This window comes from Yoonia maritima (genome assembly GCF_002933395.1).
Classification (GTDB): Bacteria; Pseudomonadota; Alphaproteobacteria; order Rhodobacterales; family Rhodobacteraceae; genus Yoonia; species Yoonia maritima_A.
The window spans coordinates 66,106-91,252 of record NZ_PKFN01000011.1 but is presented as its reverse complement, the minus strand read 5'-3'; the positions used below and the strand labels follow the sequence as shown (position 1 = coordinate 91,252).

At 52.5% G+C, this 25,147-nt stretch carries 25 protein-coding genes; 12 read left to right on the top strand and 13 right to left on the bottom strand.

Annotation, left to right across the window (positions count from 1 at the left end; all coding sequences use genetic code 11):
- The first annotated feature begins 47 nt into the window (after positions 1 to 47).
- The 3 genes from map to CYQ09_RS15280 all read left to right on the top strand — a co-directional run bounded on the left by map (position 48) and on the right by CYQ09_RS15280 (position 2,707).
- Positions 48 to 920 (top strand): type I methionyl aminopeptidase, encoded by an 873-nt coding sequence (map, locus tag CYQ09_RS15290; protein ID WP_106746268.1) that lies wholly within the window; start codon positions 48 to 50, stop codon positions 918 to 920.
- A 106-nt stretch (positions 921 to 1,026) separates the two neighbouring features.
- Complete coding sequence (locus CYQ09_RS15285; RefSeq protein ID WP_106746267.1) at positions 1,027 to 2,061, top strand: TRAP transporter substrate-binding protein; 1,035 nt, start codon at positions 1,027 to 1,029, stop codon at positions 2,059 to 2,061.
- A 130-nt stretch (positions 2,062 to 2,191) separates the two neighbouring features.
- Positions 2,192 to 2,707, top strand: a complete 516-nt coding sequence (locus CYQ09_RS15280; RefSeq protein ID WP_106746266.1) for a hypothetical protein — start codon at positions 2,192 to 2,194, stop codon at positions 2,705 to 2,707.
- 9 nt (positions 2,708 to 2,716) lie between these two features.
- Here CYQ09_RS15280 and CYQ09_RS15275 read toward each other — a convergent pair whose 3' ends face one another.
- The gene (locus tag CYQ09_RS15275; RefSeq protein ID WP_106746265.1) at positions 2,717 to 3,715 is read right to left on the bottom strand and encodes a polyprenyl synthetase family protein; all 999 of its coding nucleotides are present in this window, start codon (positions 3,713 to 3,715) and stop codon (positions 2,717 to 2,719) included.
- Between the two features lie 54 nt (positions 3,716 to 3,769).
- Here CYQ09_RS15275 and CYQ09_RS15270 point away from each other — a divergent pair, with 54 nt between their 5' ends.
- The 3 genes from CYQ09_RS15270 (at position 3,770) to CYQ09_RS15260 (ending at position 5,024) form a co-directional block, all read left to right on the top strand.
- Positions 3,770 to 3,988, top strand: a complete 219-nt coding sequence (locus CYQ09_RS15270) for a DUF2007 domain-containing protein (RefSeq protein ID WP_106746264.1) — start codon at positions 3,770 to 3,772, stop codon at positions 3,986 to 3,988.
- Positions 3,981 to 4,736, top strand: a complete 756-nt coding sequence (locus CYQ09_RS15265; RefSeq protein WP_106746263.1) for a tRNA1(Val) (adenine(37)-N6)-methyltransferase — start codon at positions 3,981 to 3,983, stop codon at positions 4,734 to 4,736. The genes CYQ09_RS15270 and CYQ09_RS15265 overlap by 8 nt, the downstream gene beginning before the upstream one ends.
- Before the next feature lie 120 nt (positions 4,737 to 4,856).
- A complete protein-coding gene (locus tag CYQ09_RS15260) occupies positions 4,857 to 5,024 on the top strand; it encodes a YdcH family protein (RefSeq protein ID WP_106358958.1) in 168 nt (55 codons plus the stop codon).
- A 165-nt stretch (positions 5,025 to 5,189) separates the two neighbouring features.
- On the opposite strand, the gene phbB is transcribed toward CYQ09_RS15260, so the two are convergent.
- From phbB to CYQ09_RS15200, 12 genes are all read right to left on the bottom strand, one after another.
- Entirely contained in the window at positions 5,190 to 5,915 is a 726-nt protein-coding gene (gene phbB, locus CYQ09_RS15255) for an acetoacetyl-CoA reductase (RefSeq protein ID WP_106746262.1), read from the bottom strand.
- Between the two features lie 67 nt (positions 5,916 to 5,982).
- Complete coding sequence (locus tag CYQ09_RS15250) at positions 5,983 to 7,158, bottom strand: acetyl-CoA C-acetyltransferase (RefSeq protein WP_106746261.1); 1,176 nt, start codon at positions 7,156 to 7,158, stop codon at positions 5,983 to 5,985.
- A gap of 75 nt (positions 7,159 to 7,233) precedes the next feature.
- A complete protein-coding gene (locus CYQ09_RS15245) occupies positions 7,234 to 8,031 on the bottom strand; it encodes an EAL domain-containing protein (RefSeq protein WP_106746260.1) in 798 nt (265 codons plus the stop codon).
- A gap of 68 nt (positions 8,032 to 8,099) precedes the next feature.
- On the bottom strand, positions 8,100 to 8,540 hold the full coding sequence (locus CYQ09_RS15240) for a molybdenum cofactor biosynthesis protein MoaE (protein WP_106746259.1): 441 nt from the start codon (positions 8,538 to 8,540) through the stop codon (positions 8,100 to 8,102).
- Positions 8,541 to 8,786, bottom strand: coding sequence for a molybdopterin converting factor subunit 1 (moaD, locus tag CYQ09_RS15235; RefSeq protein WP_106746403.1), 246 nt, complete (start codon positions 8,784 to 8,786; stop codon positions 8,541 to 8,543).
- Positions 8,786 to 9,451 (bottom strand): CDP-diacylglycerol--glycerol-3-phosphate 3-phosphatidyltransferase, encoded by a 666-nt coding sequence (pgsA, locus tag CYQ09_RS15230; protein WP_106746258.1) that lies wholly within the window; start codon positions 9,449 to 9,451, stop codon positions 8,786 to 8,788. The genes moaD and pgsA overlap by 1 nt, the downstream gene beginning before the upstream one ends.
- A gap of 58 nt (positions 9,452 to 9,509) precedes the next feature.
- The gene (gene uvrC / locus CYQ09_RS15225) at positions 9,510 to 11,378 is read right to left on the bottom strand and encodes an excinuclease ABC subunit UvrC (protein ID WP_106746257.1); all 1,869 of its coding nucleotides are present in this window, start codon (positions 11,376 to 11,378) and stop codon (positions 9,510 to 9,512) included.
- Positions 11,379 to 11,661: 283 nt separating this feature from the next.
- Positions 11,662 to 12,438 carry an SDR family oxidoreductase gene (locus tag CYQ09_RS15220; protein WP_239495978.1) on the bottom strand — a complete coding sequence of 259 codons (777 nt, stop codon included), beginning with the start codon at positions 12,436 to 12,438 and terminating at the stop codon, positions 11,662 to 11,664.
- 160 nt (positions 12,439 to 12,598) lie between these two features.
- On the bottom strand, positions 12,599 to 13,393 hold the full coding sequence (locus CYQ09_RS15215; RefSeq protein ID WP_106746255.1) for a S49 family peptidase: 795 nt from the start codon (positions 13,391 to 13,393) through the stop codon (positions 12,599 to 12,601).
- 36 nt (positions 13,394 to 13,429) lie between these two features.
- Entirely contained in the window at positions 13,430 to 14,191 is a 762-nt protein-coding gene (locus CYQ09_RS15210; RefSeq protein WP_106746254.1) for an ABC transporter permease, read from the bottom strand.
- On the bottom strand, positions 14,188 to 15,114 hold the full coding sequence (locus CYQ09_RS15205; protein WP_106746253.1) for an ABC transporter ATP-binding protein: 927 nt from the start codon (positions 15,112 to 15,114) through the stop codon (positions 14,188 to 14,190). The genes CYQ09_RS15210 and CYQ09_RS15205 overlap by 4 nt, the downstream gene beginning before the upstream one ends.
- A 101-nt stretch (positions 15,115 to 15,215) precedes the next feature.
- Positions 15,216 to 16,190 carry a type I glyceraldehyde-3-phosphate dehydrogenase gene (locus tag CYQ09_RS15200; protein ID WP_106746252.1) on the bottom strand — a complete coding sequence of 325 codons (975 nt, stop codon included), beginning with the start codon at positions 16,188 to 16,190 and terminating at the stop codon, positions 15,216 to 15,218.
- A gap of 464 nt (positions 16,191 to 16,654) precedes the next feature.
- Between CYQ09_RS15200 and CYQ09_RS15195 the strand changes: the two genes are divergently transcribed.
- From CYQ09_RS15195 to CYQ09_RS15170, 6 genes are all read left to right on the top strand, one after another.
- Positions 16,655 to 18,826: a serine/threonine protein kinase gene (locus tag CYQ09_RS15195; RefSeq protein WP_106746251.1), complete on the top strand. Its 2,172-nt coding sequence runs from the start codon at positions 16,655 to 16,657 to the stop codon at positions 18,824 to 18,826.
- A 55-nt stretch (positions 18,827 to 18,881) separates the two neighbouring features.
- Complete coding sequence (locus tag CYQ09_RS15190) at positions 18,882 to 19,688, top strand: FHA domain-containing protein (RefSeq protein ID WP_106746250.1); 807 nt, start codon at positions 18,882 to 18,884, stop codon at positions 19,686 to 19,688.
- Positions 19,672 to 20,685, top strand: coding sequence for a PP2C family protein-serine/threonine phosphatase (locus CYQ09_RS15185; RefSeq protein WP_106746249.1), 1,014 nt, complete (start codon positions 19,672 to 19,674; stop codon positions 20,683 to 20,685). Before CYQ09_RS15190 ends, CYQ09_RS15185 begins: the two co-directional genes overlap by 17 nt.
- Positions 20,685 to 22,025, top strand: a complete 1,341-nt coding sequence (locus CYQ09_RS15180; protein ID WP_106746248.1) for a hypothetical protein — start codon at positions 20,685 to 20,687, stop codon at positions 22,023 to 22,025. The genes CYQ09_RS15185 and CYQ09_RS15180 overlap by 1 nt, the downstream gene beginning before the upstream one ends.
- 161 nt (positions 22,026 to 22,186) lie before the next feature.
- The gene (locus tag CYQ09_RS15175; protein ID WP_106746247.1) at positions 22,187 to 24,271 is read left to right on the top strand and encodes a dynamin family protein; all 2,085 of its coding nucleotides are present in this window, start codon (positions 22,187 to 22,189) and stop codon (positions 24,269 to 24,271) included.
- Positions 24,271 to 25,137 (top strand): dynamin family protein, encoded by an 867-nt coding sequence (locus CYQ09_RS15170; RefSeq protein WP_106746246.1) that lies wholly within the window; start codon positions 24,271 to 24,273, stop codon positions 25,135 to 25,137. Before CYQ09_RS15175 ends, CYQ09_RS15170 begins: the two co-directional genes overlap by 1 nt.
- Positions 25,138 to 25,147: the final 10 nt, after the last annotated feature.

Below are 25,147 nucleotides of genomic sequence, written 5' to 3'. Positions count from 1 at the left end.
CCAACAAATCGCCTATGTCGCAGATAACACGATAAAGGATTACGACTGTGGACACGAACAAAGGCCGCATCACCAAAGATGGCATCCGTATTTATGACGCGACCGACTTTGCGGGCATGGCCACTGCAGGTGCGCTTGCTGCGCAAATTCTAGACGATATTGCCCAGCATGTTCGTGTCGGCCAAACGACCGGTGAATTGGACCGCTTGATCACCCAAATGGTCGATGATGCTGGGGCCATATCTGCGACCATCGGCTACAAAGGCTATCAGCACGCAAGCTGCATTTCGGTGAACCACGTCGTTTGCCATGGTATTCCCGGCGCAGCCATACCCAAGGGCGCCAGTGAAACGGTGTCCAAAGATCTCGAAAAACGCCGCGGCGATGACAAGCTAAAAGCGGGTGACATCCTTAACATCGATGTCACCGTTATTGTTGATGGTTGGTTCGGTGATAGCAGCCGGATGTATGTCGCAGGCAAACCAAAACCGATTGCAAAAAAGCTGATTGATGTGACACATGACGCGCTAATGCTCGGGATCGAAGCCGTTAAGCCGGGCAACACTTTTGGTGATATCGGCCACGCAATTCAGACCTACGCCGAAGGCCAAGGCATGTCGGTTGTCCGTGATTTCTGCGGTCACGGTTTGGGGCGCGTGTTTCATGCCCCGCCAAACGTCGTGCACTTTGGACGCCCCGGTACAGGTCCGAAGCTTGAGGAAGGCATGTTCTTTACAATCGAACCAATGATCAACCTTGGTCGGCCCTATGTCGAAGTACTGCGCGATGACTGGACAGCCGTAACAGCCGATAAATCTTTGTCAGCACAGTTTGAACATTCCGTTGGTGTAACGGCAGATGGATGCGAAATTTTCACAGGTTCGCTCTCTGGTCGTTTTCACCCAACATTCAACGTTTAAATCGTCTCTTTTGCGAATGACTTGCAACTAACGGGCAACACCACTATATGAGTGGTGTCGCTAGCGGTGGCACCCTTCCCCAAATTTAGACGAGAGGATGCATCACATGCACCTGATTAAGCATGCCGCGTTTGCGGCCGCCTTTACCCTGTCCGCTACTTCCAGCATCGCACAAGAAGTCACATTGCGCTTTCAGCACTTTGTGTCACCGACCAGTGCCAATCCAACCTATTTCATGCAGCCGTGGGCTGATGCCATCGAGGAACAATCAAACGGTCGGATCAAAGTCGAAATCTATCCATTTATGCAATTGGGTGGGGCCGCACCGAACCAATACGACCTAATCCGCGACGGCGCGATTGATGGCGGTTGGGTTGTCCCAGCGTACCAGCCGAACCGCTTCCCCGAGGCCGAAGCGCTTGAGCTTCCCTTCATGACGACAAAGTCAGCCGAAGAAGCAAGCGCAGCTGCATGGGATTACACCCAAGACTATCTGATGGATGACTTCCAAGATGTCCACGTTATCGCGGCGCATATGCACGGCCCTGGCATTGTACACAAACGCGGTGGCGCCATCGAAACGGTCGAAGATTTTACCGGGCTAAAACTTCGTGGCCCATCGCGCCCTGCAACAATGCTTCTTGATGAACTCGGCGCGACACCAATCGGCATGCCTGTGCCACAATTCCCCGAGGCACTATCCAAAGGCGTTGTCGACGGCGGTGTGATCACTTGGGAACTCGCGCCATCTTTAAAGCTGAACGAGCTGACCGACAGCCATACAGATGTTGCGGGCGATCGCGCGCTTTATAACCTGTACCTACTTTGGGCGATGAACAAAGACGTTTACGAAGGCATGCCTGCAGACCTACGTGCAATTATCGACGCGAACTCTGGGATGATGGCAAGCATGTGGGCTGGCAACGCACATGACATAGGCGATGCCGTCGGTCGTGACGCGATGATCGCCGACGGCAACGAGATCGCGACGCTGTCCGAAGAAGAAACCGCACGCATTGTCGCCCGAGGCGAAGCCGTCACAGAGCGCTGGATATCTGAAATGAACGATAAAGGCTTTGATGGCGAAGCGCTGGTTACTGCGGCCCGTGAAGCAGTTGCCGATCATCAAAATAACGAATGATACTATCGGGGCGGCAAATTTGCCGCCCTGCAACACTTTCCCAACAGGTAAAATTTCAGTTTACCTTGCGCGGCACATAATCTTTACTGAACCAAATGAGACGTAATCATCCGATTTAATAGGTTTATTTATGCCAATTATTATTCTTGTCCTGACCTCGCTGGGCGCAGCATTATGGTGGTGGGTTCGCCAAAACCCAGGCGACGCGATCGATACGGCCGTTGATGTCGCCACGACTGTCCGTAACGCTCCGCGTAAACTCGCATTTCGCAAACAAACAAATGCACATCCCGTTGAAGGCATTGACGATGCGCGCATTGCAATTTGCGCAATCGCGCAAGCATTTATCGAATTGGACGACCTACCAACCAAGGATCAGCGCGATACGCTAAAGATTCTGCTACGTACAAAGCTACGCTGTTCCGCCGGCGAAGCCGAAGAAATGGAAATCCTTGGTCGTTGGCTACAAAATCAGTGCAACAATCCAGAAGCCGCCATTGTCCGTCTTGCCCGCCGCCTACGTAAAATCGACGGCGATGCGTCATGGGATTTACTGCACGATATCCTAGGCGAATTGGTCGACGTCGAACTGTCCAATAACCAAATATCTGCCATCGAAGACATCAAGCGCGCCTTTCATCGATAGCCAACTGGTTCAGGTGATCCGCGCGACGACGTAATCCGCCAAATCCACCAACATCGTTTTTAAGGGGTGATCTGGGATCACTGACAGCGAAGATTTGGCTGTTTCGGCCCATGCAATCGCATCAAGTCGTGTGCTTTCCATTGTGCCATGTTTGGCCAGCAGTGCGATTGCGTGATCTAGGTCGCCATCTTCTTGGCGGCCCTTTTGGATCGTACGCACCCAAAATTCCCGCTCCGCATCATCGGCTGCAGCAATCGCCCGGATCACTGGCAGGGTCAGCTTACGTTCCCGGAAGTCGTCGCCTACGTTTTTACCTGTTGCTTCGGTGCCGCCGTAATCAAGCAAGTCGTCTACAATCTGGAATGACACGCCTAACGCATCGCCGTAATCATACAACGCTTTTTTCGTCTCCGCGTCCTGCCCAGCAACTTCGCCGCCGACTTCCATCGCAGCAGAAAAGAGGGCGGCAGTTTTCCCGCGTACCACCTGAATGTAAATGTCTTCTGTTGTGGCCAGATCGCTTGCAGCAGTCAGCTGCAGAACCTCACCTTCGGCAATTGTTGCCGACGCATTCGCCAAGATATCCAATACCCGCAGCGACCCAGTTTCGACCATCAACTGGAATGAACGTGCGAACAGATAGTCGCCAACCAAGACGCTAGAGGTATTATCCCAAAGCAAATTCGCGGTTGGCCGGCCACGGCGCTGGCTACTTTCGTCCACCACATCGTCGTGCAGTAGCGTCGCGGTGTGAATAAATTCAACCGTTGCGGCCAAATGAATGTGATACGGGCCGTCATAGCCGCACATGCGCGCCGCAGCGAGCGTCAGCATCGGGCGCAAACGCTTGCCGCCAGCTTCGACCAAATGTGCCGTGACTTCTGGAATTCGCGGCGCATGCTCAGACGCCATTCGCGCACGGATCATTTCATTTACCGCGTTCAAATCATCGGCCAATGCATCGGCCAATTGTTCGTGTGGTTTAGTGGCTGCTTGATCAAGGCTCATGCGCGGTTCCGTCAAGTGATAGACAAAGGCGTCGCCCCGCCTTAGGTCATAGATATGAAAGAGCTTTTGCGCACCAATGACCCCACCGTCATCGCCTTTGCAACCGCCCTGCTGGACAGCGAGGGTATAGCCTGCTTCACCTTCGACGTAAATATGAGCGTCCTCGAAGGAAGCATAGGCATAATGCCACGGCGCCTGATGGTGGTAGACCATGATTTGATTGCTGCCGAAGCCATAATGCGTGACGCAGAGATTGATTTAGGCCGTGACTGACGATCTGACAAAAGACGATTTTCTAGGGGGTAAACTGTGCGTTTACCAACCGCGAAAGGGATATCGCGCTGGTGTTGATCCGGTTTTACTTGCGGCCAGCACCCCGGCAAAACCAGGCCAATCCGTTCTTGAACTAGGCTGCGGTGTTGGGGTTGCATCACTTTGCTTGTCCGCACGCATCCCCGGGCTCGCGATCACCGGGATTGAATTGCAGGCAGATTATGCCTTACTCGCCAGTAGGAACGCACAGGAAAACAATGCGCCGTTTAACGTCGTTAACGCCGACTTGCGCCAGCTACCCGTCGAAATTCGACAGCAACGATTTGACCACGTTATCATGAACCCCCCGTATTTTGACCGAACCGCAAGTGTCGCGGCCCAAGACGCCGGTCGGGATATTGCGCTTGGTGGTGACACGCCGCTTGCCGATTGGCTGGAAATCGGTGCACGCCGCGTTGGCCCGCGCGGATATCTGACGATTATTCAAAGAATTGAACGGTTACCCGAAGTTCTTTCAGGCCTGAACGGACGATTGGGCGCACTGATCCTCAGGCCGATTGCGGGGAGAGAAGATCGTGCACCTGAACTATTTTTATTACAAGCACGGCAAGAAGGCCGTGCGGCATTTCGGATGATGCCGACATTAATTATGCACAAAGGCACAGCGCACGCGGGCGATAAAGAAAGTTACACGGCCGAGGTAAGTGCTGCTTTGCGAAGTGGCGCTGAATTACCCATTCTCTGTTAATCTTCTTGCAAGAATTTTCAACCAACCTGACTTCACACTGTCTTGCTGTGGTGCAGCGTGACTTTGCGTTACAAATGTGTTGCAATCAAATTACTCACAAACCCCTAGAGGAGGACGATCATGAGCTTGAGTTCACACCTGCAGGAACTGAAGAAAAAACACCAACACCTCTCGGACCATGTCGCGGTTATGCAGCGAAGCCCTGCGACAGACGATCTTGAAATTGCGAAGCTTAAAAAACAAAAGCTTATGCTGAAAGAAGAAATCAATAAACTTAGCACGCACTAAAGCGCACGCAAAAAGTAGGAATTGCCCCTGCGCCTTGACGCGCCTCAGACCCGAGAATCAGGCACATAGACCGTTCTCGTGAATGCGTAGACAAAGCCCGGGCAACCCAACATAAAAAAGGCCACGTCGATGTGACGTGGCCTTTTTTGTAAGTTGATGACCGGATTAGGTCATATACTGACCACCGTTCGCAGTGATGGTGGAGCCGGTAACAAACCCGGCATCATCGGACGCCAAGAATAGCACCGCGCGTGCAATTTCAGATGCCTCGCCTAAACGACCGACAGGAATTTGCGGCAAGATAACTTCGTTCATCACCTTTTCCGGGATCGTGCTCATCATTTCAGTGTTGATGTAACCCGGCGCAATCACGTTCACAGTGATCCCTGCACGTGCGCCTTCTTGAGCCAAAGCCTTGGTAAATCCGATGTCCCCGGCCTTTGCCGCTGCATAGTTGGCCTGCGCGAATTGGCCTTTTTGACCGTTGATCGAACTAATAGTAATGATACGACCAAATTTGCGTTCGCGCATCCCCGGCCAAATCGGATGGGTCATGTTAAAGACACCCGATAGGTTGGTATCGACCACTTCTTTCCATTGCTGCGGTGTCATTTTGTGGAATGGCGCATCGCGCGTGATACCCGCATTGTTCACCAAAACATCGACAGGCCCAAGATCCGCCTCGACCTGTGCGATACCTGCGGCACATGCCTCGTAATTTCCGACATCCCACTTATAGGTCTTAATACCGGTTTTGGCCGTAAAGGCTGCTGCCTTTTCGTCGTTTCCCGCATAAGTCGCTGCGACCGAATAGCCCGCGTCCTTGAGTGCTGTTGAAATTGCCGCGCCGATACCACGCGAGCCTCCTGTGACGAGGGCTACTCGTGTCATATTGTCTCCTCCCAGAGATTTAATAAAGCAATCTTATTGCTAAAAGCATTCACTTAGAGACACATAGTTACGGGCGCTCAACGCACATTGCAACACCCATACCGCCACCAATGCACAAAGTCGCAAGACCTTTTTTAGCGCCGCGACGCTTCATCTCAAACAATAGTGTGTTCAACACTCGGCAGCCCGAAGCACCGATTGGGTGACCAATAGCGATCGCACCGCCATTGACATTAACGATCGCAGGATCCCACCCCATCTCTTTATTCACGGCACAAGCCTGTGCGGCAAAGGCTTCGTTCGCCTCAACAAGGTCCAGATCAGATGCGCTCCAACCCGCTTTTTCAAGCGCCTTACGGCTGGCCATAACGGGGCCCACGCCCATGATTGATGGGTCAAGACCTGCCGTCGCATAGGACGCAATACGCGCAAGCGGTTCAATACCGCGCTTTTCAGCGTCATCCGCTGTCATGAGCAATGTCGCCGCGGCACCGTCATTCAAGCCAGACGCATTGGCCGCTGTAACCGATCCTTCCTTGGTAAAGGCGGGACGTAGTTTTTGCATCGCATCCATCGTCGCCCCATGACGAATGTACTCATCCTGATCAACAACTGTTTCACCGCGACGTGTTTTCACCGTAAAGGCCGCGATTTCATCAGAAAATTTACCGGCTTTTTGTGCGGCCTCTGCCTTGTTCTGGGACGCAACGGCAAATTCATCCTGCATATCACGGGTGATGCCCCATTGATCCGCCACATTTTCGGCCGTTTGACCCATATGATAATTGTTAAAAGCATCCCAAAGGCCATCGCGGATCATGGTATCGATGAATTTCATATCGCCCATCTTTTGACCTGCGCGCAGGTGTGCCGCGTGGGGGCTAAGCGTCATGTTTTCTTGGCCTCCTGCTGCAACGATAGCTGCGTCGCCAAGCTGAATGTGCTGCGCACCCAATGCAACGGCGCGAAGACCGGAACCGCAAACTTGGTTAATGCTCCAAGCGGCAGATTCAATTGGAAGACCCGCATTGATGTGCGCCTGACGCGCCGGGTTTTGGCCCTGCGCAGCGGTTAAGACCTGACCTAGAATTGTCTCGCTTACTTCTGACTTATCGATCCCAGCACGCGCAACGACCTCCTCTAAAATCGCGGCGCCTAGATCGTGCGCTGGTGTATTTGCGAAAGCACCAGCAAAGCTTCCTACTGCGGTACGTGCAGCGGATGCGATAACAACGTTAGTCATGAATTTGTCCCCTTTGTTTTCCTCACTCAAAGGAACGGTGCCATTTACACGCAAAAGGCGCAAGCTGACATGCGGTCACAGTTCGAATTTTGGCACCCCGTAGAAATATCCCTGCAAACAATCGACACCAAGGCGTTCTAAAAAAGCCGCCTCTTCCTCTGTTTCCACCCCATCTGCGACGGCAAACATTTCAAACTGATGGGCGACAGTAACCAACGCTTCGGCCAGCACTTGATTGTCAGTATTATTATCAATGCCGCGGATAAAGCTCTTGTCGATTTTGACCAGGTCGAAAAAGAAATCCTTAAGATGGCGAAACGCAGTAAAGCCGGCACCAAAGCCATCCAGCGCAAAAGCAACCCCTTTGGGTTGCATCTCAGCCATAAAACGAATGACGTTTTCATGTAACATCATCGCAGAGGTTTCGCTAATTTCAAAGATCAGCCTGTCACCCGGCTTCGCCCGGTTTAGCAAGCCATTATCTAGAATGCGCCGCCACTCACCGTCGCCGATTGATCGCGCGGATAGGTTCACTGACAATCGTAGATTAGGTCGAGCCACAAGCATTTTCAGCGCCAGATCCAAGGTCACGCAGTCAATCTGACGCCCCATTACCGTTTCTTCGATCAAAGGCATAAAATGCGCGGCGGGAATGATACGCCCAGCATCATCCGATAAGCGTACCAGACCTTCGTAGAACGCGATTTGAGGGGATGCCTCACTAGTCATAATCGGCTGAAACGCCAGTTGGGCACGCCCGGCGCCCAGTGCGTCACGCACCAAATCCATCACATCCGCGTCACGGCTCGCGATGGCATATTGTAGGGGATCAAGCAAAGCATGATCATCCAATTCGTTAGCAGCTTGTTGCATCTTTCGATTCCATTGGGACACGCCCAACGTGAACCATCGCTGCCTAACATCGGATTAATAAAACCGCGTCACCAGCGTTTTAGCGCATTTTCGTCTGCATCTTTGGCTGCAACCCAGCTTTCGCCGTCAGAGGTGATCTCTTTCTTCCAGAATGGCGCACGCGATTTGAGGTAATCCATCAGGAAATCGGCGGCCTCGAATGCTGCTGATCTATGTGCAGCAGCGGTGGCCACCATCATAATCGGCGCCCCAGGTGTCAGCCCCCCATATCGATGGATGACCAGCGCATCAGCTAAGCCCCAACGGGTTGTCGCATCCTGTACAATCTTGGCAATCGCGGCTTCTGTCATTCCGGGGTAATGCTCGATCTGCATTTCCTGCAGGTTTCCATCGGTGTCGCGAACGACGCCCGTAAAACTGACCACGGCCCCAACATCATTGCGACCTTGCGCAAAACGATTAAGTTCCGCGCCAGCATCAAACGGTTCTGATTGCACGCGGACGGTCATTTATCCACCAGTCATCGGCGGAAAAAAGGCGACTTCATTTACCCCAACAAGCGAAGCATCAAAGTCGGCCAGTTCTTGATCCAGTGCCACACGCAGCGCGGATATATCCGCAAAGGCGGCCTCGTAACGATCTTCGCGGGATTTCAGCTCTTCGACCAAGTCAGCCACAGTTGCCGCATTGGTGTCGACCTGTTCTTGCGGCAGACCGATGCGTTCACGGACCCAAGCAAAGTAGACGACGTTCATCATGCACCGTCCCGAAGATATGGGCGCGATTTGTTAAAGTAATCCCAGCCGGTAATCGCCGTTAACAACGCCGCAATCCAAAGAACGGAGATACCTGTCCAGCTGCTTAAGATCATGCCCTTGTATTTCCACCAAAGGCCAAAATCATCTGGACCCGTTCCGCCAAGGGCCGCGTCCACCATTTCTGATGTCATCGCGAGCGAATGGATCATGAAATAGTGTTCAAACGCGCCAGCCGCAAATAACAATGCGATGCCAACCATCTGGGCTGTCGTCTTCCATTTCGCAAGCTTCGTGACCTTTAGCGTTCCAGCGGTATCACCCAAGAATTCGCGCAATCCAGAGACAAAGACTTCGCGAAAAATGATCAAGGTTGCAGGCAGCAATATCCAAGGGTTCATCCCAGAAAAGCCAGTAATAACAACAAGCGCAATAATCACCATCGCCTTGTCAGCAATGGGGTCAAGCATCGCGCCCAATTTGCTTTCTTGTTGCCAAAGCCGCGCAAGGTAGCCATCAAGGAAATCGGTCAAAGCAGCGACCACGAACAAAACCAAAGCGAACCAATCCGCCCAAGGTCTGTTAAAATAGAGGAACATAATCACCACGCCAGGCGCAGCTGCCAAACGTAAGATCGTGAGGATATTAGGTATATTCATTTTCATGCCTATTCCTAACCCGCTTCTGCGTCGCTGACCATATGCCAGTTAGCATGGCTTCAAGTCAGCCTTTTTCATGAAAATAATCATAGATCGTCTGCGCCAAACTATCCGAGACACCAACAACGGCCTTTAGATCAGCAAGATTTGCACGGGTGACAGCCTTGGCCGAACCGAAATGCGCGAGCAATGCTCGCTTACGCGTCGCACCCACGCCGGGCACGTCATCCAAAGGCGTCGCGCCAATGGCTTTGCTACGTTTTGCGCGGTGGGTGCCAATGGCAAAGCGGTGAACCTCGTCGCGCATGCGTTGGATGAAATAAAGCACCGGGTCGTTGTGGCGCAGTGCCATGACACGTTTGCCAGTACGGTAGAACTCTTCTTTACCAGCGTCCCGGTCTTCGCCTTTGGCCACACCGACCATCGCGATATCGCCGACACCAAGTTCGGTCATAATTTCACGCACGGCACTGACTTGGCCAGCACCGCCATCAATCAACAACAAGTCGGGCCAAGACCCGGTTTTTCTATCGGGGTCTTCTTTCAGCAGCCGCTGAAAACGGCGCGTCATGACCTCTTTCATCATGCCAAAGTCATCACCCGGCACGAGGTTATCACCGCGAATGTTGAACTTGCGATACTGATTCTTTTCGTACCCATCTGGACCGGCGACAACCATCGCGCCGACGGCATGTGCGCCTTGGATGTGCGAGTTATCGTAGACTTCAATTCGCTGCGGCGGTTTGGGCAGATCAAACGCTTCTGCCAAGCCTTTCAGCAGGCGCGCCTGCGTCGCAGTTTCCGACATTTTCCGCGCGAGGCTTTCGCGTGCATTGCGCAGCGCGTTATGGACCAGTTCGGCCTTTTCCCCGCGCTGTGGAATGATCACATCAACCTTGCGCCCAGCCTTTTCAGCCAATGCGTCAGCCATCAGTTCATCGTTATCCAGCCCATGTGACAGGATCACCATTTTCGGCGGCTCACGGTGGGCGTAGAACTGGCCAACAAAGGCCTCCATCACCTCGGATGGGTCTTCGTCGCCACTAATCCGGGGATAATAGTCGTGGTTCCCCCAGTTCTGGTTCGCACGATAAAAGAACACCTGCACGCAAGCCTGACCACCATCGGTATGCAATGCGATAACGTCGGCCTCTGGGGTAGATTGTGGGTTAATGCCCTGCGCCGACTGGACCTGTGTTAACGCCTGAATACGGTCTCGCAGGGCCGCAGCGCGTTCAAACTCTAGGCTATCAGACGCCTCTTGCATCTGCTTGGCCAAGGTTTCCTGAATCCGCTTAGTACGCCCCTGAAGAAAGCTTTCAGCGTCACGCACGGTATCGGCGTAATCTTCGTCCGAGATCTTGCCACAGCATGGGCCACTGCAGCGTTTGATCTGATACTGCAAACACGGGCGTGTCCGATTTTCAAACTCGATATCTGTACAGTTGCGCAACAAGAATACGCGCTGCAATTGCTTTAGCGTTCGGTTGACCGCACCTGCGCTGGCAAAGGGGCCAAAGTATGCACCTTTTTCCTTCTTCGCACCGCGATGCTTTTTAATCTGAGGATAGGCATGCGCTTTGGTCACCAAAATATTCGGGAATGATTTATCGTCGCGCAACAACACGTTGTAGCGCGGCTTGAGCTGCTTAATCAGATTTTGCTCAAGAAGCAGCGCCTCTGTCTCGGTCCGTGTCGTAAGAAACATCATCGACGCAGTTTCACTGATCATCCGCGCGATCCGGGGCGAGTGATTACCCGGACGCGAATAGTTACTCACACGGTTCCGCAGATTGCGCGCTTTGCCGACGTACAGCACCCGACTTTCCGCATCGAGCATACGATAAACGCCCGGCGACGAATCCAACGTACGCAGATACCCGTAGATCCGGTCATATCCTGTCGTCGGTTGCTGGGTCGTTTGCTCGGTCATGGGCCGTTTCTTTGATTCTACTTTGGCTGCAATGGTAATGCAGCAGGGACAAGAGGAAAGGCATCCACCGTTTCTGTGGATAAGTCGGTGGGCATTTCCGTGAGAGTCGGAAATTTCCCTTCAATTTAGCGGGGTTCGTCGATTTGCGTAAAAAATAGGCGAATATCCAAGCCATTGAAAAACATATGTATTTTTATGAACATCCTGTTAAACCCCTGAAAAGCCCGTTAATTATGACAGTTTCGTGACCACACCACCCGCATAGTGCACAACTTCAACGAAGCTACTCAACCCCAAGGACATCCGGCGTTTGCCAGCCCAAGTGCTGACCTCCATCCACCGCGATCATTTGCCCTGTGACAGCAGGCGCGTCCAAGAAATATCCAAGCGCCGCAGTGATGTCAGACGGGTTTGCACCCCGCCCTAATGTGGTCGCGGCCCGCTGCGCACTAAAGTGTGCTTCGGTCTGTCTATGCCCCTGCAAGGTCGGGCCCGGCCCGATACCGTTCACCCGCACATGAGGGGCCAATGCCTGCGCCGTGGTCTGGGTCATTGCCCACAACCCCATCTTGGCAATCGTGTAGCTCATGAATTCTGGCGTCAGCTTGTGGACCCTTTGATCCAGCATGTTCACAATCAGCGCTTGCGCAATCGGCTCGCCGTTATCGTCAACACCTGCCTTGGGGGCTTGCGCTGCAAACTGCTGCGTCAAAACGAAAGGTGCACGCAGGTTAGATTCGATATGTCGGTCCCAGCTTTCGCGGGTGGCAGACGTCACGTTGTCATATTCAAATATAGAAGCGTTATTCACCAAACAGGTCAACCGACCGCCCATCGCGTCAGCGGCACGTCCTACCAACGCTTGCGCGGCGCTTTCGTCTAACAAATCAGCCTGAAGGGCGACCGCGTTTCGCCCCATATCCTGCAATTGCGCTACGGTCGCGGCGGCACCATCAGCGGAGCCGGCATAATGGACAGCCACATCATATCCGCGTTTACCTAGATACAGCGCCATCGCCTGACCTAGCCGCGCACCTGCACCTGTGACAAGCGCCTTCATGGGCGTCCCTTTTTGCATTGGCATGGTCCTTTACCGATCCGATAGCGCTGACAGTTTTGACATTTCGCATCAGACAAACGCTGCTGCCCCGGAAAACGCCACTTTCCGAAAATGCCAAGCACGGCCATGAAGGCCAAAAACAGAAATATTGCCTTGACGATCACAGGCCGAACCTTGCGAATGCGGCCCGTTCTTCGATCCCTGCCACAGTGTCATCAACGATCTGCGCACCAAAGCGAGACAGTATTGTCTTCTTCTGACCATAGCGGCGGAATTGGACGTCATCGCCAAAGCGCTGTTTCATCACAGGCACGAGATGGCCAATCCCATCAACAAGACCGTGGTCGACGCTTTTCTGTCCGATATAAACCTCACCCGTAAACAGATCAGGGTTATCCGAAAGCTTGGGACCGCGACGCGATTTCACATAAGCGATAAAAGTCTCGTGCAGGTCATCCAGCCAAACCTTGAGCTTTTTCACATCAGTTGGTTTTTCGGGTTTGAACGGGTCCATCATTGATTTTGATTTACCCGCGGTATGCACCCGGCGCTCGATACCGTAACTCGCGATCGCCTCGTGCGCACCAAAACCTGAACTGATGACACCGATGGAGCCTGTCAGTGAACAGGCATCAATCAAAATTTCGTCTGCGGCACATGCCAACCAATAACCACCGGATGCAGCCACGTCTTCGACAAAGGCAAAGACAGGTACTTTCTTTTCGTCCGCCAACCGCCGGATGCGTGCCGCAATCAAGGATGATTGCACAGGCGATCCGCCGGGACAGTTAATTTCAAGCGCAACAGCCGCAGGTTTACCCTTGCGAAATGCCTTTTCGATAACCGAGGCAAGGCTCGGGTTATCCAACCCACGTCCGTTATTCGTGATCGCGCCCTGAAGGCGGATAACAGCAACAACCGGCGAAGATTTCACAAATGGTATATAGCGTTTCATAGACTAACCTTAGGGTGAATTGCGGGTTTGGCAAGGTTACTGGCGGATCCGCCAACCAGTACGAAATATCCACCAGATGACGGCCAAACATGCACCGGTGAACAGTGCAATCGCAGCAAGCGACACCGTGATATCAACATCCGCGACACCAAAGAACGCCCAGCGGAACCCAGAAATCAGATAAACAACGGGGTTAAACATAGCGATCGTCTGCCAAATACCCGGCAGCATCGACACAGAATAGAAAGACCCACCAAGGAACACGAGCGGCGTGATGACCAATAGCGGGATCAGCTGCAATTGTTCAAAATTACCTGCCCAAATCCCGATGATAAACCCAAGCAGTGAAAAGCTAAGGCAGGTCATGACCAAGAAGGCGACCATCGCAATCGGGTGCGCGATGTTAAGATCGACAAAGAAGAACGCGGTGATCAGGATTATCACGCCGATAAACATCGCTTTCGTCGCGGCTGCGCCGACATACCCCAAGACGATCTCTAGGAAGTTGACCGGTGCTGACAGTAGTTCATAGATCGTGCCTGTGAACTTCGGAAAATAAATCCCAAAGCTCGCGTTTGATGTGGCCTGCGTCATGACTGATAGCATGATCAGCCCCGGCACAATAAACGCGCCATAGCTAACGCCTTCGACTTCTTGGATGCGGCTACCGATAGCGGCCCCAAAGACGATAAAGTAAAGCGAGGTCGAGATCACCGGAGATATCAAGCTTTGCATAATCGTCCGAAAGAAACGCTTCATTTCGGATCGATAGATTGTCTGAACTGCGTAAATGTTCATGCCGTTTCCTTTACCAGGCCGACAAAGATGTCTTCTAGGCTGCTTTGTTTGGTTTGAAGATCGATCATAGTCAGCCCCGCTGCCGCCAGATCATTCAATAATGTTGTGATGCCAGTGCGTTCGCCGTTGGTGTCATATGTATATGTCAGGCTTAGCCCATCATCTGCACGGTCAAGCTCATATCCTGCGAGTGCTGCGGGTACTTCGGCCACCGCTTCGCTAAGCGAAATCTGCAATTGCTTCTGGCCCATCTGCGACATCAGTTCGGTTTTGTCCTGCACCAGCAGGATTTGCCCGCCATTAATAACGCCCACACGATCAGCGATCGCTTCGGCCTCTTCTATATAATGTGTCGTCAGGATGATGGTGACACCTGCGGCCTTTAGCTCGGCGACAACGTCCCACATATCTTTGCGCAGTTCGACATCAACGCCAGCGGTCGGTTCATCCAAGAATAAAACGCGCGGTTCATGCGAAAGCGCCTTCGCGATCAGCACCCGGCGTTTCATACCGCCGGACAGCGCCATGATCTTGCTATCCTTCTTGTCACCAAGCGACAGCTGATCAAGGATACGGTTAATATAGTCATCATTACGCGGCTTGCCGAACAGTCCGCGTGAAAAGCTGACAGTGTTAAAGACTGTCTCGAACGGCTCGAGGTTAATCTCTTGTGGGACTAGGCCAATCAGGTCACGGGTCGCGCGATAATTAGTGAGCGTATCGAAACCGCCCACAGTGATCGAACCGCCCGTCGGCACCGTAATCCCGCATACAGTAGAGATCAGAGTCGTTTTACCGGCCCCGTTCGGGCCGAGAAGGGCAAGTATTTCGCCCTCTTCAATTTCAAGATTGACGCCCTTTAGCGCCTCAAAGCCACCGGGGTATGCTTTGCGTAAATTTTTGACAGAAACGATGGAGGGCATGAAGCAACCTTTGTTTGGTTCATGGAACTTAACGTGAACGAACCGAAAGTGAAAGCCTTAGGCGATACCTTCGAAGGCGCACAAATCTGGGGACGCTGCTGCTAAGTAGTCATCATCTGCGCTACATCAAGCATCCGACACGAAAAACCCCATTCATTGTCGTACCAGCCGAACACGCGCACCAAGCCGCCAGCGGTCACGCGCGTTTCTGGCAATGATACAATCAGGCTTTCGGGACGGGCACGTAAATCGGATGAAACCAGCGGCTTGTCGATATGACCAATGACACCGGACTGCTGGCGCAGCACGTCGTGCACCTCGTCCAGTGCAACGGGCCGATCCAAGGTAACGGTAAGATCAACGGCTGAAACCGACGCGACGGGCACACGCACTGCCGCCGCTTCAATCCGTCCGGCGATATCAGGAAGCACCTCGTTCAATAGACGTTGTGCCGAAGTGGTCGTCGGAACCATAGACAGCCCAGCCGCACGGCTACGCATCATATCACCGCGCGGGGCATCGATTGTGGGCTGACTACCAGTGTAGCAATGTATGGTCGTCATCCATCCCGTTCGCAAACCCCACGTGTCATCGATCAGTCTTACCAACGGGGCTAAGGCATTCGTCGTGCACGAAGCATTCGATACAACCCGCTGATCCGCCAACAGGTGATCGTTCGCACCCAACACAACGGTCAAATCTGCAGCGCCAGACGGGCCAGATATCAGAACCCGCCCCGCCCCTGCATCGATACCGCGCTTTGCGACATCGCGCGTGTCGGCCTTACCCGTACACTCTAGCAGTAGATCGACCCCCTTTAGATCCAAAGTGCTCACATCCGAGGTTTGGTGAAATGGTACTGAATGACCGTCAATGATCAGTGCGCCGTCAACCAGATCGGCCCGCCCCGGATAGGGGCCAAATACACTGTCGTACGCAAACAGATGCGCGCACAGATCTGCGTCGGCAATGTCATTAATACCGACGATTTCAACGCCCGGCCATCCACCCGACGCCCATGCCCGCAACATCGTACGGCCGATTCGACCAAAGCCATTGATGAAAATACGTGCCATTCGCCTGCCTCTTAACGGTTTTGGCAATGGTGCACCCTTGCTCGCACAGCGACAAGGTCCGATTTCGCGACAGTTTCATCGCAAACCCAAAGGCTTGGCCCCAGAGAATCGGGGGAAAAAACCGCGCAATTCCCCCCAATTATAGGCAAAAGTGACGCTTCAAAGCATCACATTGATGCAAATTCCGCATCCAATAAAATAATTCGACTATTTATTTCTTAGGGCTCTAGCCTTCTTCATAGTTCTAGAAGAAAAGCAGTATGGATCAGTAAAAATAGGTACTATTAGGCGAAAAACCGCCTAGAACTGTTTCTCTTCGTGGTGGCAATCTCCTGTTTTTTGGGAGATTACAAACCGCGAAACAACAGGTTGGCGTCACTTTTTGGCCTAATTTGGATGAGAATAGACGATAAAGGCAAACGGCTGTTCCGTTTTGCCGTTGAAGTTTGAAAGCTGGATGTAGGATGGCCGAGGCGCAAGTGAAAGAAAACGCGGACGATAAAGACAGTTTCGTTGACGAGCTTAAACCGGGCACAAAACTGATGCACGGTCAGTATACTATTGAAAGCTTTCTGAACGCAGGCGGCTTTGGCATCACGTATCTTGCCAAGGACAGCCTTGACCGGAAAATCGTCATCAAAGAATGTTTCCCTGGGGCATTTTGCCGTCGCAGCCGCTATGTTGTGCAGGCCCGTTCACGCGCGCATCAAAACGAACTAAAGTCCATTGTGCGCCTATTCGTTCAAGAGGCGCGCAGCCTTGCAAAGCTGAACCACCCGAACATCGTCGGCGTGCACCAAGTCTTTGAAGACAACGACACCGCATATATGGCGCTCGACTTTGTCGAAGGTCGCGATCTGCTCGATACCATCGAAGACCCGACCAACACGCTGACGCCCGCGCAAATCAAGGTCATATTGAAAGAAGTATTGGGCGCGGTTGGTTTCATCCACGACCAAGGCATCCTGCACCGCGACATCTCGCCGGATAACATTCTTATCAATCAGGACTTCCATCCTGTATTGATCGATTTTGGTGCCGCCCGCGAAGAAGCGACGAAACAAAGCCGCGTTCTTTCTGCGCTTCGCGTTGTGAAGGATGGCTACTCACCACAAGAATTCTACATAGCTGGGTCTGAACAGAACCCAAGCAGTGATTTATATGCGCTGGCTGCGTCCTTCTATCACCTGATCGAAAACGATGTGCCACCAAACAGCCAAGCACGTTTGGCCGCCATCGCATCGGGTGATGCTGACCCCTATGTTAAACTGGCGGGTCGTTTCCCCGATTACGATGAAACCTTCCTTGCCGCGATCGATAAAGCATTGGCAGTCCTTCCAAAAGACCGCCTTCAATCAGCCCAGGATTGGCTGGATACGATCGATGGGAAAAAAGACAACGTCACTCCACTCAACGTGGCCAGCGCGGCAACACCAGCAGCCGCGTCATCGGCAGCGTCTGAACCTGAAAAGAAATCCAAGCTTCCGCTCTTACTCGGCTCTGCTGCGGTCGTTGCCCTCTTGGGCGGTGTTGGAGTTCTTACGATGACAGGCGGCAGTGAAGACGCGCCCGCTTCCCCAACCCCATCAGAAGAGCTTGCGGTTGAAGCAGAACCCGTTGTTGAAGTGCCAGTAGCGCCATCAACGCCGGACCCGGCTATCGAAACGCCCGTAGAGACGCCAGAAGAAGAAGTGGCTATCATACCAGAGGTCGAAGCCCCTGCGCCAGAAATCGTGGAAGAACCGACAACGGAAACAGTCGCCCCGGTCATCATCGACGGTCCTGTAATCGTGGATGCACCATCATTGCGTCCGACCGTTCGTCCAGACAGCGTCGAACAAGCAGCCATCCCGGAGCCGCTACCAGAGCCAGTAGCGACGCCGCAGCCAACAGCTGCTGACCCAGACGTGAGTGCCGAATTCCCAGACCAAACTGGGAACCGCCCTGTTCAAGATAGCGAAACCGCGGACGTGGCCCTTCCTGCGACACCTGAAACCGTCGACGATATCGGAACCGGCCTTGATGTCGCAATCGATGTTGTCGTTCCAGGTAACGAACTGGTGCCATCATTCGTGGAATCCTCGTGGGGTGTGGAATTACCATTCGCAGCCGCGAACGAAGCCTCAAACGCTATTGCAGAAGTTGGTCTTATTTCACCAGTTTGGGTCAAGCCCGGATTGGAAATCACCAGCGTAAACGGAATTGACGTTGATGCGATTTCAGAAATCTCGGACGTTCTGCGCGCTTCCGTCGATCCAGCCAATATCCCCGCAGCAATCGACGTCTCCTTTGGAACTGTCGACCCGGCGACGGGCCAAGCTGCGGAACAGAACTGGCGCTTGCCCGTTGTACAAGAAGTGACGTTGTTAAACGGTGTTCGTTTTGAAACGGCTTTTGCTGGCGATTCTTGGCGGACGACTGTTGCCGCTATGCCGACAAATCTAGCAGGCGGGCTGCAAACCGGCGATGTTGTTGTATCTTACATCCCAACAGCCGAAAATATTACAGAACGCGATTCCCTGTTGACCATATTCAACCGCGAGCTGGATAATGAAGTTGAGCAGTTTATGTTCGCCGTACAACGTGACGGCACCATGTGGGTAGCCTCACTGATTTATTCAGGCGCTGAAAACTAATCCGTGCTATCGCCTTTATGGGCGTTTGCACGACGAAAATTGGAAGGTAGAAAAAATGAAATTCATTCGTGATCTTCTTGGCAAAAAGCGACGCGACGACGCGCCCCGCCGCCCTGCTGGTGTCGACACACTTGAGCAGTCATATCGTGACACCGTAGGTGCAATTACTGGTGACGATGCGGCTGAACCAGCGGTGACGGACATTCTATCGTCGGTGAATACCAAAGTTACACCATCCTCTGATAAAGCAGCTTCTAGCGAGCCAGCCAACATCTGGGATACGCCAGACGCCGCATCAACAGAGCTGCCTGAAACTGCGCCCGAGCTTCCGAACGCTGCACCCGCTGCGGCATCGGCAGCTGCAGCCCGTTCACCTGCCCGTGCGCGCCGCACCAAGACCCGCCTTATCGGTTTTGAAAAATCCGATGGTGACGTAGTTGATTTGTTCAATGATGCACCAAAAGCAGCACCGACGACACGTGCGAAGTTCCCGGTTGGGTGGCTTGTCGTATCAGAGGGCCCCGGCCGTGGCGAATGCTTCTCACTGATGACGGGAATGTCCCAAATTGGTCGTGGCGAAGACCAAGCCGTACAGCTTGATTTTGGCGACAACTCAATTTCGCGGACCAATCATGCAGCAATCGTGTTTGATCCTGAAAGCAAAGAGTTTCTGTTGGGCCACGGTGGTAAGTCAAACATCGTACGCCTGAACGACAAACCGCTTATTAGTAACGAAGCCCTGAAGTCTGGCGATGTTATCCGGCTTGGCGAAACAGTTCTGCGTTTTGTAGCGCTGTGCGACAAATCCTTTAACTGGACCGATGGCACCTCTGGGGAGGACGAAGATGTGGCGATCGCCTGAACCACGTTTTGACGTCGCATCTGCGATCGTTCAAGGCGGCCGCGACTATCAAGAGGACGCAATTGTCAGCGACTTCCCCTTTGGGGCCGACACTGGCGTTGTTGTCCTTGCCGATGGCATGGGCGGTCACGCCGCTGGCGATGTCGCCAGCAAGATCGTCGTAACTGAAGTATTTAGCGAACTAAAATTTCAAAGTGCTAATTTTGGAGATTTCGAAAGCGAAATCCCTCAGTATCTTACTGCTGCTGCCGTAAACGCAAACAATGTCGTACGCGAGCATGTGCAAGAACATCCTGAAACACGTGGAATGGGCGCGACGCTTGTTTCACTGGTTTTAGTTGAAAACCGCATGTTTTGGATGTCGATAGGGGATTCACCTCTGTATCACTTCCGTAACGGGAAGATAAAACAGCTGAACGAAGACCACTCGATGGCACCACAGATCGACTTTATGGTGCAATCTGGTTTGCTTGACCCCGAAGCGGGACGAAATCACCCTGATCGCAATTGTCTAACTTCTGTGATTTTAGGTGACCGCGTTGCAAAGTCTGACTGTCCGAAAACACCTTTCGAACTGGAAGTCGGCGACATTGTCGTCGTATCAAGCGACGGGCTTCAATACCTAGAAGAAGTGCAAATTCAGAAAATCTTGCACCGGTATCGCCGCCGTAAAAGTGCTGAAATCGCTGGGTATTTACTGGAAGCGATCGAAAACTTGGCCGATCCAGATCAGGATAACGTGTCTTTTTCAGTCATTAAGTTGAACCACAACAAACCTGTTATCCGTGCAATCCGTGCGAAGCCGGTAGGTCACGTCGATACACATGCATCAACTATCACGCGTGTTGTCGATCCGGCCGATGTTGACAAAGTCGCAGCAAAAGACACAAAACCTGTCATCAAAGAAGTGAAACCAGTCGCTAAAGTTGATGACACCCCAGCTCAGGAAGTTGATGGGGCTGTTCCTCAGGCTAAGGTGGCCGCCGGAGGCAAGTAATGTCATCACAACCACTGAGCACACGTGTTCACGAAGAATTAAAGCAGGCTGTCGCTAGCAGCCTGCTTCCCACTGCGGCACATCGGCGTGCAATGCAGCTATTGGGCAGGATCGAACAGCCAGTACGCGTTGGCTTGGTTGGTATGCCTGGATCTGGAAAGTCCAAAATTCTAAATCTACTGGTCGGCGCAGATGTTATCCCTGATGGTGTCAGCCTACCCACGATCCAATTGACTTATGGCGATACGAACCAAGCCATATGCACACTGGAAGACGAAGATAAGCAGACCTTCGACACGATTGATATGCAAGAAATTGCCGAGCTCAGGCCAATCTTTATTGAGCTACGCATGCCTCTGCCTGCGCTTAAGAAAATTTCTGTGATCGAAGTCAATTCTCCTGCTGAGACAGAAGCGCTGCATAGCGCGAGCCAATGGGCTGCAAAACGTTGCGACGTCGCGATGTGGTGCACCAGAGGTTACCTGCCTGCTGAGCAAAATATCTGGGCACAAATGCCCGACATGATCAAGGATCATGGTTTCCTAATGCTTACGCATGCCGATCAAATTGCGGCCGCAGGCAAGTTAGATATTGCGATGACCGCGGTCCGCAAAGCCGCCGGTGACGAATTCAACCACGTCTTACCGATTGCAACTCTGGATGCACTTTCCGCCCGAAAGTCAGACGGGACAGTGAACAAAGACCAAATGCGCAGCAGCGGCGGAACTGCGCTCATTGCTGCCGTTTTAAAGCAAGTTGACCAAGGCAAGCAGTCTGCAGTCGACATGGGTGATATTCTGCTGCACCAGAATGCTGATGCACTGGCAGGAAATGGAATTCCCGATGAAGATCAATTGGTTAACACAGATTCACTTGGTGCAACTGCTTTAAATCCATCGACGCCGCTATCTGTATTGGAAAACACTATTGTTTCCCCAGCAGAAACTCAATCGAACGTAAGTCAGACATCACAGTCCAAGTCTGCAACAAAAAATGCCGTCGTCACATTGCGCCCAGACACGCGTGAAACTTACGAAACAGCGCTCAGCTACATTGCAGAACAAAGCCGTGATTTGGCGGAAGTTATCGCGAAGTCTGGTGATGACGCACCTGGTAAAATAATTTCGGCAACCCTAGAGCAAGTACAGTGGGTCTGCGATTATCTAAACGAAAACGGTGACGTGTCTGATCAATCGCTTCAACGCGCGCGCGATACAGCGTTTGATGCGGCCGACCTTGCACAACTTATGCAAATGGAAAAAAACGATAACGGAGCGATTGAGGCGCTTAGTTTATTGTTGCAAATCAAGCACGAGCTGCAAGCGGACTTAGCGGCCTGACCCAACGCTACACTTGTCAATGAACGCGAATAAGTGCCTAATCGACCATGCACCATTCTGTTTCCATTTTAGCAATAAAACAATGATAGCCTCGTGATTTGGCGAAGCGGCTATCAACTGATAAGAGTGGTAGCTAATAAGACTATTGAGGACGGACACGAATGAAGATGGAAGAGCTGACAAAAGGGGATGGTTACAAAGTCCCGGCAGCAACCCACCCGTTCATGCGACTTGGTTTGGAGAAGCTTGAAGAGTTTCACGACGAGATCGTTGATCTGGAAGCCACGCTAGCTGACGTTGTCAAGCTGGGCGGTAGTGATGCGGAAAAGAAATCAACAAGACTAATCAAGCAGTTACGCGCTTTTGAGCCCAGCATTACGATGATTGGGCAAATCAAATCTGGCAAGACTTCGCTTGTAAATGCGATGGTTGGACGACCCAATTTACTACCTGCAGATGTGAATCCATGGACATCAGTCGTGACATCGTTGCACCTGAATGCACCGTTATCAAAGGACGCACCGACAGCAACATTCCAGTTTTTCAGCCAAGGTGAATGGGATCATTTGATCGAAAATGGCGGCCGAATCGGTGAACTTTCCAGCCGCGCCGGCGCAGACGAAGAACTTGAAAAGGTCCGCGAGCAAATCGCAGAGATGCGAGATAAGACAAAAGCGCGCCTTGGTCGTAAATTTGAACTGCTCCTTGGGCAAAAACACAACTATGCTGACCTCACCGATGATCTTGTCCAGCGGTATGTCTGTATGGGCGACGATTTTGAAGATATGGATGAAGAAGACCAGCAGGGTCGCTTCGCCGACATCACAAAATCCGCAGACCTGTATCTTAACGCTAAGGCGATCCCAATGCCGCTGTGCGTTCGCGACACACCAGGCGTAAACGATACCTTCATGATGCGCGAACAAATTACGATCAACGCGCTGCGTGATAGCCGTATTTGCGTTGTCGTCCTGTCGGCCCATCAGGCGCTAAGCTCGATGGATATGGGGCTTATTCGTCTTATATCCAACGTAAAATCGCGAGAGGTGATCATTTTTGTGAACCGTATCGACGAATTATCGAACCCGGCCGAGCAGGTCCCCGAAATTCGCGAAAGCATTTTACAAACACTGAAAGACCATAACGGCCCAGAAAACCCCGAACTTATTTTTGGTAGCGCGTACTGGGCCAACATTGCGCTTGGTGAAACTCTTGACGATATCGTCGCAGAAAGCGCCGAGGCCATGTTTAATTGGGCCGAAGCATCGTTGAGCGCAGAAACCGCTGACATGGAAATCAACGAGCTGGTTTGGCACCTGTCCGGGGTCCCTCAGCTTTATCGTGCTTTGTCTGAACGTATCTCCGAAGGACCCGGTGCGGAAATTCTTGCTGCATCCCGCAAACGGGCGCTGAACCTCGTCGGTGGCGTACGGGCGTCGGCATCGATGGTTTCCATGCGACTGGATGGTGACACCGTTGACGTCATGCCGCACGATCAATTGGTCGCGCACCTTGATAAACTCGAAGCGGACAACCTAAAGTTCTTGGACGACCGTATGGATATCGTCTTTCAACAATTCGGGTCTCGGGTCGACCAGTCTCATAAACGTTTCTTGGATCGCGCGTTAGAATCGCTTCTTCAGCATTTGGAGAACAACGGTGAGGAAGAAGTCTGGCAATACAGTCCTGACGGTCTTCGCATGCTGTTGCGCACAAGCTATCAAGTTATGCGGCGCAATGTGTCTTCCACCTGTGATCAAGTGTTTGCAGCGGCTTCCTCTGATTTGGCGGAAACATACCGCAGTGCTTTCGGTGTTGCGGTTGAAAACTTTTCTATTACGCCCCCTGCTGCGCCAGAAATTCCAGCGCCAGTTTCGCTTGGACAAACGATCGCGCTTGATCTGCAAACATCTTGGTGGAAAGGGTGGTGGAAACGTCGCAAAGGCTATCGCGCATTTGCCAGCGGTTTCTACGATCTCATCGAAGCAGAAACAGCGCCGATCGTGGATGAATTGAAGGTCCGACAAGCGGATGAAATTCGCAAACTGGCCGAAGTGGAACTGCGTAATTTCCTTGAGGAACAGCGCGGTTTCCTGACCGACCTAAGCGAGAAATCGAATCTGAATAAAGATGACTTGAAAGAAATCTTTGGCATCACTGCGCAGCAAGAGCGCGAGGAGCTTTTCGATTATATCTTCGAAGAACTCAGCGATAGCGCACCTGTTGAAGCTGAAGGAAAAGCCTGATGTCCGACCATAGCCCCACGATCGGTGGGAAACGTAAGCCTCGCATCGCGCTTATGGGCGAGTTTTCTGCAGGGAAAAGCACGCTATCTAATCTTTTGATGGGTGCGCGTCCACTTCCTGAAAAGGTGACAGCAACGCGCCTGTCGCCAGTGTGGATGTCACATGGCACTGACGCGCCTTATCGTGTTGACGTTGACGGCAAGACAGAACCTGTTTCGCTGGAACAGCTTGAAAACATTCCGGTCGAGCAAACCATGTGCATTCGGTTGTTCTTGGAGTGCGACATACTGGATGTCTGTGATCTCATTGATTTTCCCGGTATTTCTGACCCGAACATGTCGTCAGAAGTTTGGGAACGTATGCTGCCAGAGGTCGATGCCGTCATCTGGCTGACCCATGCTACACAAGCATGGCGTCAATCAGAAGCCGCAGTTTGGGACACAATGCCCACGGCCGTCCGCGAAAATTCAGTTTTGTTGATCACACGTTTTGACAAGCTAACCACTGAAAAAGATCGCGTGCGCGTCTTTAAGCGGGTTTTACGCGAAACAAAGGGCCAATTTGCTGCAACCTTCCCAATTTCGCTGCTGCAAGCGCTTGAAGCAGGAGATGACTATGAAAGGTGGGACGCCAGCGGTGCAGGCCCGTTTGTGGAACATCTTATTCAATCGGTTGAGACGCTGAGTAAATTAGCGGCACGCACAGAGCTACCGCTTTACAACATTGCCGACGGCACAGCGATCCCTGAACCGGTCACAACCGCGGTGCTACCGCGTCGCGTGAAACGGCCCTTGAATGAAAATGCCCCAAAGCGAGAACGCCCAGCGGCAGAGCCCTCATCGAAACCGGGCACGCCAACATCTTAGGCGTGTATCC

Coding starts and splice junctions, on each gene's coding strand:
- CYQ09_RS15245 (WP_106746260.1), bottom strand. CDS start 8,031: ATGCAACAAGCTGCTAACGAATTGGATGATCATGCTTTGCTTGATCCC.
- CYQ09_RS15195 (WP_106746251.1), top strand. CDS start 16,655: ATGGCCGAGGCGCAAGTGAAAGAAAACGCGGACGATAAAGACAGTTTC.
- CYQ09_RS15250 (WP_106746261.1), bottom strand. CDS start 7,158: ATGACTAACGTTGTTATCGCATCCGCTGCACGTACCGCAGTAGGAAGC.
- uvrC (WP_106746257.1), bottom strand. CDS start 11,378: ATGACCGAGCAAACGACCCAGCAACCGACGACAGGATATGACCGGATC.
- CYQ09_RS15260 (WP_106358958.1), top strand. CDS start 4,857: ATGAGCTTGAGTTCACACCTGCAGGAACTGAAGAAAAAACACCAACAC.
- CYQ09_RS15220 (WP_239495978.1), bottom strand. CDS start 12,438: ATGAAGGCGCTTGTCACAGGTGCAGGTGCGCGGCTAGGTCAGGCGATG.
- moaD (WP_106746403.1), bottom strand. CDS start 8,786: ATGAACGTCGTCTACTTTGCTTGGGTCCGTGAACGCATCGGTCTGCCG.
- CYQ09_RS15215 (WP_106746255.1), bottom strand. CDS start 13,393: ATGAAACGCTATATACCATTTGTGAAATCTTCGCCGGTTGTTGCTGTT.
- CYQ09_RS15270 (WP_106746264.1), top strand. CDS start 3,770: ATGAAAGAGCTTTTGCGCACCAATGACCCCACCGTCATCGCCTTTGCA.
- CYQ09_RS15200 (WP_106746252.1), bottom strand. CDS start 16,190: ATGGCACGTATTTTCATCAATGGCTTTGGTCGAATCGGCCGTACGATG.
- CYQ09_RS15285 (WP_106746267.1), top strand. CDS start 1,027: ATGCACCTGATTAAGCATGCCGCGTTTGCGGCCGCCTTTACCCTGTCC.
- CYQ09_RS15185 (WP_106746249.1), top strand. CDS start 19,672: ATGTGGCGATCGCCTGAACCACGTTTTGACGTCGCATCTGCGATCGTT.
- CYQ09_RS15240 (WP_106746259.1), bottom strand. CDS start 8,540: ATGACCGTCCGCGTGCAATCAGAACCGTTTGATGCTGGCGCGGAACTT.
- pgsA (WP_106746258.1), bottom strand. CDS start 9,451: ATGAAAATGAATATACCTAATATCCTCACGATCTTACGTTTGGCAGCT.
- CYQ09_RS15170 (WP_106746246.1), top strand. CDS start 24,271: ATGTCCGACCATAGCCCCACGATCGGTGGGAAACGTAAGCCTCGCATC.
- CYQ09_RS15205 (WP_106746253.1), bottom strand. CDS start 15,114: ATGCCCTCCATCGTTTCTGTCAAAAATTTACGCAAAGCATACCCCGGT.
- CYQ09_RS15180 (WP_106746248.1), top strand. CDS start 20,685: ATGTCATCACAACCACTGAGCACACGTGTTCACGAAGAATTAAAGCAG.
- CYQ09_RS15275 (WP_106746265.1), bottom strand. CDS start 3,715: ATGAGCCTTGATCAAGCAGCCACTAAACCACACGAACAATTGGCCGAT.
- CYQ09_RS15280 (WP_106746266.1), top strand. CDS start 2,192: ATGCCAATTATTATTCTTGTCCTGACCTCGCTGGGCGCAGCATTATGG.
- CYQ09_RS15190 (WP_106746250.1), top strand. CDS start 18,882: ATGAAATTCATTCGTGATCTTCTTGGCAAAAAGCGACGCGACGACGCG.
- phbB (WP_106746262.1), bottom strand. CDS start 5,915: ATGACACGAGTAGCCCTCGTCACAGGAGGCTCGCGTGGTATCGGCGCG.
- CYQ09_RS15175 (WP_106746247.1), top strand. CDS start 22,187: ATGAAGATGGAAGAGCTGACAAAAGGGGATGGTTACAAAGTCCCGGCA.
- CYQ09_RS15210 (WP_106746254.1), bottom strand. CDS start 14,191: ATGAACATTTACGCAGTTCAGACAATCTATCGATCCGAAATGAAGCGT.